This window comes from Novipirellula methanifontis (assembly GCF_052161655.1).
In the GTDB taxonomy this organism is placed as follows: domain Bacteria; phylum Planctomycetota; class Planctomycetia; order Pirellulales; family Pirellulaceae; genus Novipirellula.
Genome location: NZ_CP197418.1, coordinates 1,686,191 through 1,701,825, shown reverse-complemented (window position 1 = coordinate 1,701,825; position 15,635 = coordinate 1,686,191). Strand labels below are relative to the sequence as shown.

The 15,635-nt window shown below is 55.7% G+C and carries 6 protein-coding genes; 2 read left to right on the top strand and 4 right to left on the bottom strand.

What is annotated here, in order from left to right; all coding sequences use genetic code 11:
* The first annotated feature begins 406 nt into the window (after positions 1–406).
* Together SH528x_RS05955 and SH528x_RS05950 are read left to right on the top strand one after the other, a co-directional pair.
* Positions 407–9,886 (top strand): choice-of-anchor Q domain-containing protein, encoded by a 9,480-nt coding sequence (locus tag SH528x_RS05955; protein ID WP_442509610.1) that lies wholly within the window; start codon positions 407–409, stop codon positions 9,884–9,886.
* Positions 9,887–10,387: 501 nt separating this feature from the next.
* On the top strand, positions 10,388–10,564 hold the full coding sequence (locus SH528x_RS05950) for a hypothetical protein (RefSeq protein WP_442509609.1): 177 nt from the start codon (positions 10,388–10,390) through the stop codon (positions 10,562–10,564).
* An 18-nt stretch (positions 10,565–10,582) separates the two neighbouring features.
* Here SH528x_RS05950 and SH528x_RS05945 read toward each other — a convergent pair whose 3' ends face one another.
* The 4 genes from SH528x_RS05945 to SH528x_RS05930 all read right to left on the bottom strand — a co-directional run bounded on the left by SH528x_RS05945 (position 10,583) and on the right by SH528x_RS05930 (position 15,273).
* The gene (locus SH528x_RS05945) at positions 10,583–12,124 is read right to left on the bottom strand and encodes an AAA family ATPase (protein WP_442509608.1); all 1,542 of its coding nucleotides are present in this window, start codon (positions 12,122–12,124) and stop codon (positions 10,583–10,585) included.
* 46 nt (positions 12,125–12,170) lie between these two features.
* Positions 12,171–13,070 carry a universal stress protein gene (locus tag SH528x_RS05940; protein ID WP_442509607.1) on the bottom strand — a complete coding sequence of 300 codons (900 nt, stop codon included), beginning with the start codon at positions 13,068–13,070 and terminating at the stop codon, positions 12,171–12,173.
* 23 nt (positions 13,071–13,093) lie between these two features.
* Positions 13,094–14,137, bottom strand: coding sequence for a dihydroorotate dehydrogenase-like protein (locus SH528x_RS05935; RefSeq protein ID WP_442509606.1), 1,044 nt, complete (start codon positions 14,135–14,137; stop codon positions 13,094–13,096).
* Positions 14,138–14,280: 143 nt separating this feature from the next.
* Positions 14,281–15,273: an Acg family FMN-binding oxidoreductase gene (locus SH528x_RS05930; protein ID WP_442509605.1), complete on the bottom strand. Its 993-nt coding sequence runs from the start codon at positions 15,271–15,273 to the stop codon at positions 14,281–14,283.
* Between the last annotated feature and the right edge of the window lie 362 nt (positions 15,274–15,635).

Sequence of the window (15,635 nt, the reverse complement as noted above, 5' to 3'; positions counted from 1 at the left end):
AAGTGAGACATGAAAATGGCTTTTGTAACTCAGTACAGTCGATTGTGGATGGCTCACTCTGGTTGGCCGCGGCGGACGGCCGAAGTGAGGGCAATATTCATCAAAGTGGCCACGCAGGCCCAGGCCAGACTCGCAATGGCATGGCGTTTGCCTACGCCCAGCAAACTGAATTCCGCTCCCTTCGAGTTTATTTTCCGTCGTGATCCCTCCGGAAACGGAGATGCAACGTCTGAGTTTCCCCACTCTAATAGACATGTAACGCACGCGGTCCACGCGGAACTCACGCCCCATCCTGGAGATCACCATGCTTGGCTTTTCATCCCTCGACTTGTTCACCTTTCCATCACGCAACCTACGCAAGACTGGCCGAACCCGAAAAGCGAAGCCAATTGCAAAACGGTCTCGGATGCGACGACTGTTAGCGGAGCGGCTTGAAGATCGCCGCGTACTGGCTAGTTACATCGTCAATACTGCGAGCGATATGGTGGCAGAGGATGGAGTGTTGAGTTTGCGAGAGGCGATTCTGGCCGCCAATGCAAACGCGATCATCAACGCTGATACGATCGCTGGTGACGCGGGACCGGGAATCATCGACACGATTTCGTTCGTGGCAGGGTTGTCGACCATCACGCTCGGTAGCGAATTATCCATCACGGACTCGGTGGCTATTTCCCTAGTGGACGCCACCGAGATCACAATTAGCGGCGACAATGCGTCACAACTTTTTTCGATCGATGCAAACACGGATCCAGGGATCAGCAACTCGGTCTCAATCCAAGGATTGACGCTGATTAACGGTGTCGCGTCCGTGGGTGGAGCGATTTATGTTGCGTCCGGTCAATCACTCTCACTCGATTCAGTTACGTTATCGGGAAACACGGCGACCGGTGACGCTGCAACCGAAGGCGGCGGGGGTATTTTCAATGATGGTGGAACCTTGAGCATCGCCAATTCCACACTGAGCGGAAACACGGCGGCGGGAGTCGCCGGCAGTGGCGGGGCGATTTTCAACGCGACGGGCGGCACACTCCAGATAACCGACTCAACGATCTCGGGTAACTTCGCCAACCGAGCTGGCGGCGGAATCGAAGACGCTTCAGGCCTGAATGGGAGCGCCATGTTGAGTGGAATCACTCTTAGCAACAACAGCGCTGGCGTCGGCAATGGTGCCGTAGGAAACCCCGGCAATGGCGGTGGACTGCATATCAGCGGTGCTGGCGATGTCTCGATCAGTGGCGGAACCGTTTCCGGAAATACTGCAGCGGCCGAAGGGGGAGGCTTGTGGAACAGCGCAACGGGAACCCTGATGCTAAGCGATGTGACAGTTCAATTGAACACGGCCAGCGGCAATGATGCCGACCAGGGTGGCGGCGGTATTTTCAATGACGGCGGGACTCTTTCGATCAGCGGTGGCTCGATCGAACAGAATTTTGCTAATGGAACTAACGGCAGTGGTGGTGGCTTGCTAAGCGTCAGTGGCGACGTGACCATTGCGGGGACCTTGATCGATCAAAATGCTGCCCATCGTGCTGGTGGTGGTATCGAAATCATTATCGGCTCGCTCGATGCGACCGATGTGATACTGTCGGGTAACATCGCGGGGCCAACGGGTTTTGCAGCCCCCGGCAACGGAGGCGGACTGCACGTGACAGGCTCAGGTAATGTCTCGATCAGCGGCGGCGACGTTTCAGGAAACTCTGCGGCTCTCGAAGGGGGTGGTTTGTGGAACGGCAGCGGATTGATGACGATCGACGGCACGACCATCGATGGCAATACTGCATCGGGAGATGCGGCCGATGATGGTGGTGGCGGGATCTTCAATAACGGAGGAACCGTCACGATCACGGGCAGCGAAACAATCATCAGCAACAACGTTGCCGATGGAGCCAGCGGAAGCGGTGGCGGGCTGTTTAATAACACCGACGGCACGATCAACATCACTGATGCCACGTTCAGCGGCAATACCGCCAACCGTGCTGGCGGTGGAATCGAAGACGCCTCGAACGTAGATGGTGGAGTCAACTTGACGGGCGTGGTTTTGATTAACAACGGTGCTGGGGTGGGCACGGGATTCACTGCGAACCCCGGCAACGGAGGCGGACTGCACGTGACGGGCGCCGGTAATGTCTCGATCAGCGGCGGCGACGTTTCAGGAAACTCTGCGGCTCTAGAAGGGGGTGGTTTGTGGAACGGCAGCGGATTGATGACGATCGACGGCACGACCATCGATAGCAATACTGCATCGGGAGATGCAGCGGATGATGGCGGTGGCGGGATCTTCAATAACGGCGGAACCGTCACGATCACAGGCAGCGAAACAATCATCAGCAACAACGTCGCCGATGGAGCCAGCGGCAGTGGCGGTGGTGTGCTGACGCTCGGCGGCAGTGTGACGATTAGCGGTGGTACGATTAGCGGCAATAGTGCGGCGCGTGCGGGTGGTGGGATTGAGAACAATGCGGGCTCGGTCACGCTGATTGGTGTCACGCTCGGTGGCTCCACGGCGAGCGATGGAAATGTTGCCGGAATCAACGGTGGTGGCTTGCACATCAGCGGTGCCGGTGACGTCACGATCGACGGTGGCAGCGTTAGCAACAACACGGCTGCGGCCGAAGGTGGTGGCCTGTGGAACTCGGCCACCGGTGAGTTGACCCTGGACAGCACGAACGCAGAGATCGTGATCAGTTCCAATACGGCAGCAGGCAATGCTGACCCGACCGGCGCGCCGACGACTTTACAAGGTGGTGGCGGGATCTTCAACGATGGTGGAACGTTGACGCTGACCGGTGCCGACAATGGGATTACGATCTCGGACAACACGGCGACGGGAGCTAACTTCGGAAGTGGTGGCGGTCTGTTGACGATCGGCGGCACGGTCTCAGTTACCAATACCCGGTTCCAATTCAATAGTGCGGTTCGTGCAGGCGGTGGTATCGAAGTTGTTGCGGGCGACGTGACGTTGACGGATTCAAACCTTCTTAACAACGACGTGAACTCGCTCATTCTGCCGACTGCGAGTCCCGGTAACGGCGGTGGCTTGCACGTGACTGGCGCGGCCAACGTGACGCTCGATGGCGGAAGCGTATTCGGCAACGAGGCGGCATCTGAAGGTGGCGGTCTGTGGAACTCGGCCACCGGCACGATGACGATCCGCAATGGCACAACGATTGACGGCAACTTTGCCGCGTCCGCTGGCGGTGACAATGACGCGCAGGGTGGCGGCGGTGTGTTCAACAATGGTGGCGTACTGGACATCAGCGACGCGACGATTAGCGGCAACGAAGCACTCGATCCGGACGGTGGTACGACCCAAGATGATGGCGGCGGCGGGATCTTTAACGATGGCGGAACCGTTACGATCACCGATACGATCATTAGCGGAAACTTGGCGACCGATGGTCTTGGCAATGGCGGTGGCGTGTTGACGCTCGGCGGCAGTGTGACGATTAGCGGTGGTACGATTAGCGGCAATAGTGCGGCGCGTGCCGGTGGTGGTATCGAGAACAATGCGGGCTCGGTCACGCTGATCGGTGTCACGCTCGGTGGCACCACGGCGAGCGAAGGAAATGTTGCCGGAATCAACGGCGGTGGCTTGCACATCAGCGGCGCCGGTGACGTCACGATCGATGGCGGCGACATCAGCAACAACACGGCTGCGGCTGAAGGTGGTGGCCTGTGGAACTCGGCCACCGGTGAGTTGACCCTGGACAGTACCAACGCAGAGATCGTGATCAGTTCCAATACGGCAGCCGGCAATGCTGACCCGACCGGCGCGCCGACGACTTTACAAGGTGGTGGCGGGATCTTCAACGATGGTGGAATGTTGACACTGACCGGTGCCGACAATGGGATTACGATCTCGGATAACACGGCGACGGGAGCTAACTTCGGCAGTGGTGGCGGTCTGTTGACGATCGGCGGCACGGTCTCAGTTACCAATACCAGGTTCCAATTCAATAGTGCGGTTCGTGCGGGCGGTGGTATCGAAGTCGTCGCGGGCGACGTGACGTTGACGGATTCAAACCTTCTCAACAACGACGTGAACTCGCTCGTTCTTCCGACTGCCAGTCCCGGTAACGGCGGTGGCTTGCACGTGACTGGCGCGGCCAACGTGACGCTCGATGGCGGCAGCGTATTCGGTAACGAGGCGGCATCCGAAGGTGGTGGTCTATGGAATTCGGCCACCGGCACAATGACGATCCGCAATGGCACAACGATTGACGGCAACTTTGCCGCGTCCGCTGGCGGTGACAATGACGCGCAGGGCGGCGGCGGTGTGTTCAACAATGGTGGCATACTTGACATCAGCGATGCGACGATCAGCGGCAACGAAGCACTCGATCCCGATGGTGCGGACTCGCAAGATGACGGCGGCGGCGGGATCTTTAACGACGGCGGAACCGTCACGATCACCGATACGATCATCAGCGGAAACTTGGCGACCGATGGTCTTGGCAATGGCGGTGGCGTGTTGACGCTCGGCGGCAGTGTGACGATTAGCGGTGGTACGATTAGCGGCAATAGTGCGGCGCGTGCCGGGGGTGGGATTGAGAACAATGCGGGCTCGGTCACGCTGATTGGTGTCACGCTCGGTGGTACCACGGCAGCCGATGGAAATGTTGCCGGAATCAACGGCGGTGGCTTGCACATCAGCGGTGCCGGTGACGTCACGATCGACGGTGGCAGCGTTAGCAACAACACGGCTGCGGCTGAAGGTGGTGGTCTGTGGAACTCGGCCACCGGTGAGTTGACCCTGGACAGTACGAACGCAGAGATCGTGATCAGTTCCAATACGGCAGCTGGTAATGCTGACCCGACTGGCGCGCCGACAACTTTACAAGGTGGCGGCGGGATCTTTAATGACGGCGGAACGTTGACGCTGACCGGTGCCGACAATGGGATTACGATCTCGGACAACACGGCGACGGGAGCTAACTTCGGCAGTGGTGGCGGTCTGTTGACGATCGGCGGCACAGTCTCAGTTACCAATACCCGGTTCCAATTCAACAGTGCGGTTCGTGCTGGCGGTGGTATCGAAGTTGTTGCGGGCGACGTGACGTTGACAGACTCGAACCTACTCAGCAACGACGTGAACTCGATCATTCTGCCGACTGCGAGTCCTGGTAACGGTGGTGGCTTGCACGTGACGGGCGCGGCCAACGTGACGCTTGATGGCGGAAGCGTATTCGGCAACGAGGCGGCATCCGAAGGTGGCGGTCTATGGAATTCGGCCACCGGCACGATGACGATCCGCAATGGCACCACGATTGACGGCAACTTTGCCGCGTCCGCTGGCGGTGACAATGACGCGCAGGGCGGCGGCGGTGTGTTCAACAATGGGGGTGTACTGAACATCAGCGATGCGACGATTAGCGGCAACGAAGCTCTTGATCCTGACGGTGGTACGACCCAAGATGATGGAGGTGGCGGGATCTTTAACGACGGCGGAACCGTTACGATCACCGACACAATCATCAGCGGAAACTTGGCGACCGATGGTCTTGGCAATGGCGGCGGCGTGCTGACGCTCGGCGGCAGTGTGACGATTAGCGGTGGTACGATTAGCGGCAATAGTGCGGCGCGTGCTGGTGGTGGGATTGAGAACAATGCGGGCTCGGTCACGCTGATTGGTGTCACGCTCGGTGGCTCCACGGCGAGCGATGGAAATGTTGCCGGAATCAACGGTGGTGGCTTGCACATCAGCGGTGCCGGTGACGTCACGATCGATGGCGGCGACATCAGCAACAACACGGCTGCGGCCGAAGGTGGTGGCCTGTGGAACTCGGCCACCGGTGAGTTGACCCTGGACAGTACCAACGCAGAGATCGTGATCAGTTCCAATACGGCAGCTGGTAATCTCGATCCGACGGCTGGCGGTCCAGTGACATTACAAGGTGGTGGCGGGATCTTCAACGATGGTGGAATGTTGACACTGACCGGTGCCGACAATGGGATTACGATCTCGGATAACACGGCGACGGGAGCTAACTTCGGCAGTGGTGGCGGTCTGTTGACGATCGGCGGCACGGTCTCAGTTACCAATACCAGGTTCCAATTCAATAGTGCGGTTCGTGCGGGCGGTGGTATCGAAGTCGTCGCGGGCGACGTGACGTTGACGGATTCAAACCTTCTCAACAACGACGTGAACTCGCTCGTTCTTCCGACTGCCAGTCCCGGTAACGGCGGTGGCTTGCACGTGACTGGCGCGGCCAACGTGACGCTCGATGGCGGCAGCGTATTCGGTAACGAGGCGGCATCCGAAGGTGGTGGTCTATGGAATTCGGCCACCGGCACAATGACGATCCGCAATGGCACAACGATTGACGGCAACTTTGCCGCGTCCGCTGGCGGTGACAATGACGCGCAGGGCGGCGGCGGTGTGTTCAACAATGGTGGCATACTTGACATCAGCGATGCGACGATTAGTGGCAATGAAGCTCTTGATCCTGACGGTGGTGACTCGCAAGATGACGGCGGTGGCGGGATCTTTAACGATGGCGGAACCGTCACGATCACCGATACGATCATCAGCGGCAACTTGGCGACCGATGGCCTAGGCAATGGCGGCGGCGTGCTGACGCTCGGCGGAAGTGTGACGATTAGCGGTGGTACGATTAGCGGCAATAGTGCGGCGCGTGCCGGTGGTGGGATCGAGAACAATGCGGGTTCGGTCACGCTGATTGATGTCACGCTCGGTGGCACCACAGCGACCGATGGAAATGTTGCCGGAATCAACGGCGGTGGCTTGCACATCAGCGGCGCCGGTGACGTCACGATCGATGGCGGCGACATCAGCAACAACACGGCTGCGGCCGAAGGTGGTGGTCTGTGGAACTCGGCCACCGGTGAGTTGACCCTGGACAGTACGAACGCAGAGATCGTGATCAGTTCCAATACGGCAGCAGGCAATGCTGACCCGACTGGCGCGCCGACAACTTTGCAAGGCGGTGGCGGGATCTTCAATGATGGCGGAACGTTGACGCTGACTGGTGCCGACAATGGGATCACGATCTCGGATAACACGGCGACTGGAGCTAACTTCGGCAGTGGTGGCGGTCTGTTGACGATCGGCGGCACAGTCTCAGTTACCAATACCCGGTTCCAATTCAACAGTGCGGTTCGTGCAGGCGGTGGTATCGAAGTTGTTGCTGGTGACGTGACGTTGACGGATTCAAACATTCTTAACAACGACGTGAACTCGATCATTCTGCCGACTGCGAGTCCTGGTAACGGTGGTGGCTTGCACGTGACAGGCGCGGCCAACGTAACGCTCGATGGCGGAAGCGTATTCGGCAACGAGGCGGCATCTGAAGGTGGCGGTCTGTGGAACTCGGCCACCGGCACGATGACATTGATTGGCGGCGTCATTGTTTCAGGAAACACGGCGAGCGGTGACGCAGCAGACGACGGTGGCGGCGGGATTTTCAATAACGGCGGCGTTGTTAACATCACCGGCGGTTCGATCAGCAACAATTTTGCCGACGGCGATAGCGGTAGTGGCGGCGGAATATTGAACCTCGGCGGCACGATGACAATCTCGGGAAGCACGATCGCGTCCAATACCGCAAGTCGGGCCGGAGGTGGTATCGAAGACAACGCGGGGGTCTCGATCACGCTGAGCGGTGTTCAGCTCAATAGCAACGTCGCAGGTTCGGCACCGGGAAACGGTGGCGGGCTGCATATCACCGGCGCGGGCAGCGTCTCGATCGCAGACAGCACGATTTCAGCCAACTCGGCGACAAACGAGGGTGGCGGACTTTGGAATAGTGCCGCCGGAACTCTCGACGTCACTCGTTCCACCGTATCGGGGAACAATTCGGGCGATGGTGGCGGTATTTTTAACGACGGAACGAGTGGTGATATCACAATCACGAACTCAACGATTGCCGCCAACACGGCGACAAACAACGGTGGTGGTATCGCCAGCGAAGGAGCCAACGTTACGCTGAGGAGCGTCACAATCGCAGGTAACACCGCGACTACGGGCGGGGGAATCAATACGCTTGGAGGCATCTTTACAGCCACCAATACTCTTGTCGCCAACAACGATGCCACGACAGGTACGGACGCTTCGGGTTCGATCACTAGTGGTGGCAACAACCTGATCGGCAATTCGGCTGGCGTTACTTTGCTGGGCTCTTTGGGCTCAAACATCACCGATGTGGATGCACTGCTAGACATGCTGGGTGACAATGGTGGCCCGACACAAACCATTGCTTTGCTGCAGGGCAGTCCCGCACTAAACGCAGGCGTTGCGGCGGGACTGACCGTTGACCAACGAGGAGTCACGCGTCCACAGGGCCTTTCGTTTGACATCGGCGCATTCGAGTCAAGTCTGGATACGATGGTTGAGCCTGCCACCTTGTCGATTGCTGCGACCGACGCAAACAAAAACGAAGGCAACTCGGGACTAACACCGTTTACCTTTACCGTCACACGGGGTGGCAACACCGATACCGCAGTCACGGTTGACTTTGACGTCACAGGATCGGGTAGTAGTCCTGCGACCGCCGATGATTTTGCCAATAGTGTTTTCCCCAACGGCATGGTTAGCTTTGCCGAGGGAGAAACATCAAAAACGGTCACAATCAATGTTGTGGGAGACACAATCTTCGAGCCAAACGAATCGTTTACCGTCACTCTCAGCAAGCCGTCGACTGGTGCCCAAATCACGACGGCGACTGCCGCCGGATCGATTGTCAATGACGATATCGCTGCAGTTCCAACTCTTTCGATTGCTGCGACCGATGCAAACAAAAACGAAGGTAACTCGGGACTGACACCGTTTTCCTTTACCGTCACACGTGGGGGTGACACCAGCGGCACAACGCTGGTTGACTATGCAGTGACAGGAACGGGCAATAATCCTGCGACGGCCAGCGATTTTGAAAACGCCCAATTCCCGAGTGGTCAGGTAGAATTCGTCGAAGGGGAATCGACCAAGACGATCACGATCAATGTCGCTGGTGATACCACGATCGAAAACAACGAAAACTTCCGCGTCACACTCAGAAACGCGTCAGGGAATGCCTCGATCGTGAATTCGACTGCCGATGGCACGATCGTTAACGATGACCAACTACCAACGATTCCACGGGTTATCATCCCACGTCAGGTCGAGGGGGGACAAATTGTCCCCGGCGACGGAACGACGACCGCGATCTTGTTCCAAGCATTGACGAATACTATCGTTACCGTGACACCGGTTGGCACTGCCAATGTCAACGAAACGATTCTGATTTTCGATACCGATATCATCGTCGTCAGCTCGATGAATGGCACCGTTGCAACGGCTTCGCTTGAAGCGGGCGGCGTGTATGCGATTGTATTTGAGCCTCAGTTTGCCAATCGGATTTTCTCGATCCGCTCGTCCGCTGGATTCGGAACGCTCTCCAGTGCACCGCCGACTAACATATTGCAACCCACTGACACAAATGCGAGTGGCGAAACTACGGCATTGGATGCATTGTTGGTGATCAATTCGCTTGGGCGAAACAATGGCGGCCAAGGCGAGCAGGCGATTCCAACCTTCTTGGATGTTAATCGCGACAACAGGGTCTCGGCACTCGATGCTCTGCTCGTGATTAACCAACTCAGTCGTGTGGGCAGCGGTGTGGTGCAAACCAATGTGGCGTCTCAATCGCTTCCGACGTTGCTACCCAATGCGACCGCGAAAAATGAATCAGACACAGCTGCGAACAACGATGCAGTCGATTCGCTGTTTGCCGACTCCACATCGGAATCCTTCTTCGATCCATCCTCCATAACGAGTAATCCAAGTTCGAATCCGTCGACGGTCAACTCGGATGCGGTGGACGAGGCAATGGAAGAGGGCGAATTTGACATGCAGTCGCTGTTCGAAGAACCCATCGAGTTATTGTCCTAGATAATTCGTTTCTCAAGCACTCGCATTGCCCCCGTTTGCCCAAACTGCAAGTCTGCCACGATGTGTGTTCAATGAACGCACATCGTGGACGCTCGCAAACCAGCGATACCGCAAGAGATCGCTGCGAGTGGTTGATTGATGTTCAGTTTGTCCATTTTCATGCAAGCTGCACTTGATATCCCGGTGAAACCGCTGTGTTTAGTGAGCTCCGGGCCGGCTATTTTCGTACGAAGCATGCCCGTGGTCAGCGCCATCGCTGCAAATCGATGTATCGCGTGACTCTTTTCAGGTTGCTCAGAAAGAGTCGAGGACAATGTGGAGCGACTCGGCACGCGATATGCGTTATCTGAAGTCCGACGCCTTTAAACATCCCACTTAGCGGGTCGCTTGGTATAAGCCGGTAAAACGCTGGTCATTCTGTGCGCCGTCGGCTCAGACCAATGTGTGGAATGACTTATTTGAACCAGCTTAGGACACGACTTGAGTAACGAGAAAACCAACATGAATGACAAAGAGAAGTCGATTAAGGAAAACGTGGACGATTCAATTCATTCAAGGGATCAACCGCTCGGCAAGAAAGCCCCTGGAGCCCCGTTTGCAGTGGTCGGATTGACCTACCCGCTAATCTTGATTGCGATTCTGTTAATTGCGGCTGTCTATTATTTCATGACACGGTAAGGCGTTTGAAGCGATCAGTCAGCTTCCTTGGGAACTCTGCTCTAACGGTGGTTCTGCAGCGAGTGGCTCGGCAACATGCTGACGCTCCTCGGACGTCAGTGGTTGGCGTGTTTCCAGTTGGTGCTGCAACACCGCTCGATCTGCATCCGATGCATCCGCATTGCGTTTGTTCCGATCTGCAACACGTTGATGTAGTGTCGCGTTATCAGCTTGACAATCCAAGATTGCAAATGAGACACCTTCGCTGAATGCAAGATCACGAAATCGAGAACGTTGTGATTGCTCGAGGAACGTGGCGTCCACGACAACGGAGTATCCCGATCGCAAGATGTCTTTTGCGAGCTTCGACAGTCGGTCGTAAGTTGCTGTGGTCGATTCATCGCTGTAAAGACCGGGGGGCGAAGAACGGTCCGTCGGCTGCAAACCAAACATCCTTTTGCGTTCGACATCACTGCGAAGCCGGAAACAATCTTGCTGCTGAACAACAAGTTCGCTTTTTGTTGTCTTGCCACTGCCACTGACGCCATGTGTGATCCACAGCACAGGGGATTCCTCGGTCGTGAATTGGTGGGCCAGAGCAATATGGCTACGACAGTCCGCGATTGCTTCGTCACGCTCCGCCATGGACACGTCTGACTGGTTCGCGCGGATCGAAGCGACCAAACCGCGAACAATCGCTCGATAGACAAGGAACCAGCGAAGAGTATGGAGCGACTCGTAATCGCCAGTACGCTGGAGGTAATGATTGGCAAAACTGCGACCGAATTCGAGGTGTCCGCGAGCGGCAAAATCCATCATCAAAAATGCAGCGTCACTCATCACATCGATCCAGCGCATCCGTGGGTTAAATTCGATCCCGTCAAACGGAATAAATCGACCTTGCCAATTCACAACATTTTCTAGATGCAGATCGCCATGACATTCGCGAATAAAACCGTCTTCGGCACGCTGAGTGAACTGATGTCCATTTTCACGAATTACAGATTCTGACCATTGCTCCACCGCGTAAATCATTGTCACCGTTTGTGCGCAGCACGCTTGCTTCAATTGCCGCAGCATTGAGTTCATATTATAAAACACAAACGCAGGCCAACTCACAGCATCGGCCTGTTCACAGCGTGCGGCGGACTGATGAAAATCGGCAATGGTTTCGCTTAGTTGCGACACCTCATGCACCGTCAACTTCCCTGCTTTGAGCCGTTCGCTCAGCAAGGCACCGCTGGGGAAGCGACGCATTTTGACGGCATACTCCAATGGTATCCCTTTGCCTTCCACGCGAAGCTTGCCATCGACGATACAAATCGGCACGACATCCAAATACAAGTCGTTGGCAAATCGGCTGTCCAGTCGCAGTTCTTCCCAACACAGCCGTTGACGTTTTTCGAGCGTGCTGTAATCAAGAAACTCGGTTTTGACTGGCTTTTTGATTTTGTAAGCGTAGTCACCAACGAGAAAGACCCACGAAATGTGGGTCTCGTGAAATTCAACGGTCGCACTTGAGTCGGGAAATGCATCGGGATGGTGCAGCGATTCGACCAGATTTGTATCGGTAGAATTCATGGTTCGGTTTTGGGGCTACAGTGCAGATGCAAGCGGCTGCTGGAAACTACGACGACGCTGTTTCCGTGGCCAACGTCTTTTTTTGAATTCCTTGGAGCATTCGATTTCGAGTGATCCAAACACTGCAGGGAGCGTGCCGTAAAACAAAACGCGTGGTGCTTCCCATCAAAATGCGCCCCAATCGAGTGCGTGGTGTTTCACCCAATACCACAATGTCGCATTTACTTTCTTCGAGGTAACAAACCAATCCTTCACCAATGTGGTCGTGTAGAATCGATTCGACATGGACGTGAGCTGCCGTCCGGCGCAATCGGTCGGCGGCCTTGTTTGCCGCTCGCTCGGCCGACTGGCGTCGATCCGATTCGTCCAATCCGCCCAAGAACAATGCAGACACAACACGTAGATCGGGTTCCGCACCCCATCGCACCTCGGCGATCTCTTCGAGTGCCGCTTCAGCGGGTCCCGTTTCTTCGTAGGCAATCGCAATACGTATTGGATGATTTGCCTTGCGTATACCGGTCGGCCGGATCACCAAGACGCTACAGCTCGCATGCGTTGCAACATAGTCACTCGTGCTACCTAACATCAAACGCTCGACCACCGAATGCCCGCGTGCCCCAAGCAGTACCAAGTCTGACTTTTCGCGTTTTGCAATGGCAACAATGGTCTCGGCGACGTGTCCCTCTTCGATGATATGCTGCAGTTTCACATTGGCCCCATCGAACATCAATTCAATTTTGGCAAACGTATCGACCGCTCGCTCGCGTTCTCGTTCCAAAATTGTCTGTACCCAATCCCCTAAGCTGGACACGCTGCCAGCGGTGGGCACATGGAGAACCGACAACACGGTGATTTCCACTTTGTCCTCATGGGGCAAGTGGGCCAAGAACCATGTCGCATCATCGGCGTGAGGTGAACCGTCGGTGGCCAGCAAAATTTTCTTCATCGAATCATCTCCGAGGGGAAGTGCTACAGTTTGTGTCCGAACGCATCGCCTATTTCGCTTGGCACCACGGGCGTCGGGTCGAAATAGTGGTCCGAGCGAGTCAGTGGATCGACAAACTGTAACCTCATTGACTGCTCTGGTCCTAACTTGACGGGAGGACGTGCCTGTAGAAAATCAGTGAGTGATTCGTAGGGTCCGGTATCCAAGAATTTCGAAATCCCTTTGACGATGTTGCGAATCGCATCAGGCCCTTCGCGGTAGATCTCCGACGTCACCATCACCACGTCAGCTCCGGCGATCAGTGTTTTAATTGCATCTTCGGCGGTGCGAATTCCTCCGCTCGCAGCAATCTGAAGATCCAACTCTCCCGCACGCGTTCGTACGATTCCTTCCAAAATCGCGCCGAGCGAATTGATGGGTGACAGTTCCCAACGGATCGTCCAGTGCATGCGATCTACTGAGACGTCCCATTGCGGCAGGTGGGTAAACAAAATTACGCCATCGGCCCCCGCTTTTTGTAATCGGTGAGCCATCGAAGCCAAGTTAGTGAAACGTTGACTCAGCTTTACGGCGACCGGAATTGACACACTCGCACACAATCGACGTACGATTTCGCACACTTGCTGTTCGATCTCGTCGGATGATTCGTTAGGGTTAGAGATCGTCGGATGCCAATTGAGTTCCAGAGCATCGGCTCCACAAGCCTCGATCTGTTTTGCATAGTCAATCCAATCGCCGTTAGAAACACCGTCCATACTCGCGATGATTGGAATCGACTCGTGGGTGCTCATGGCTTCGATGAACCTCAAATATCCCTCGGTTCCGCCGTTGTACTTGTCCTGCTGAGGTTGGTATCCGCTTCGCTGCACCGCGTGCTCAGGGTTTTCTCGCATCATTTGAGCGTACAGAATTTGCTCTTGTAACATCGATGGCAAGACGATCGCGCCGGCCCCTGCATCGACCAATTGACGCACCGTTTCAACTTCCATTGTCAGCGGACAAGACCCGACGATCACCGGTGACTCAAGTTCCATCCCCAAATAACAGCAGGCAAGTTCCGATGCCATGATTGGCCGATCCAAATAAGAGAGAAGAAATCGAGGGTTCCTTCCCATGACGAGGCAAACGTCGTGCCGGATCGACGTGAGCCTCGCTGGATCACTTGAGATCCGAGCACGTACGAGATCTCGTGAAACACCGCTTAGGACTGTTAGATAATGACTTCGTCCAGTGAACGTCTCGGTGTCGGCTTGACTTCTTTGCCATAGCCTAACCGCAACAAGAGTTGTGGCACTCCCTCATTGTCCGTCAGTTTCGCCAGCTTCTTTCGCAGTGTTTCGACTTCGATGGCTTGGTTCAAGAACGATGCATCAACCGACCACGATGCCGCTCGCAACAACATCTTTGCCAGAGCTTGGCCACACGCAATCCAGTCTGCGACGGTATCGGTGTTGGTAGCAATCACAGCCAGCAGCGGCGACCCTTCAGCGAGTTGACGATCTTTGGCAGCTTGCCCATCTCCCCAATCAAAGGTCCGAACGACAAAACTATCAAAGTTAGACGCAAAATCATTGACTCCATGAGTGTAGCCAGGCAGTCCATCACGACGCGAACTGTTGTTGGAATGGACCCATCGAGCAAGCTCGCGACGAAATTCTGGATCACTCGCCTGCAGACGATCTCCTTCGGAAACAAGATCTGCAGCCGCATGCTTCTGCTGGCTCGTTTGAAGAAAGTGGATTCTCGCGTGCTCGGATCGAACATCGCTGATCCATTCCACCTGCAATTCCGGATCGACTTCCCGATTTTCAAAAGGGAATCGATTCGTGCGGCGTTTGGGGATGGCATCAAAAAGTGTCCGTTCATCGCTGGACGGAATGTGAGTCCCGGCAACGAGCACACGTGCAACCAGATCGGGATTATCGCGGGTTGGCAAAATCTTTACCAACGTTGCCAATCCATCTGCCTTCATTGCCAAACGCAGATGATACAGTGCTGCACCGCAACTGATATACAACTCTCGATCATCGGGATCAACGACGGGACAAGCCCTTCGTTTGTCTGCAACTAACTCGATGCCGCCTTCGCTGATGCGAAACATCCAAGGTTGAGTGTTATGGCTTGACGGGGCTTGCATCGCACTTTGGATAGCATTTCGAAGTCGTTCGGCGAGGATGGGTGGGGGGGAAGTTTTCGTAATCATCGAATCACAACCTATTCGAAAAGAGAAGAACGCATTGGTAAGTTACCGTGCATCGAATAAGGGCTGCAAACAATGCGCCGCCGCGCACCAGATTGCCTGCGGCAGATCGACGTCATCGACAGGATCGTCGCCACACACGATGCGGTAATCGATCGTCGGACCACTTAGAGAATTCGCGATGAACGCGGTCAGCCAACCCCGGAAATCTCACGGGGCGAAAGAAGCAAGCAGTTGCTAAGAGTGGACTAAAACAGCACGGTCTCTGAATGGAGGAGATGACGTGCGTGATCCCATCGCTAAGTAGCAACAACCTACTGAGAAGGTATCCGAAAAGGGGTCTGACCCTCTCCGGCGAGGCAATA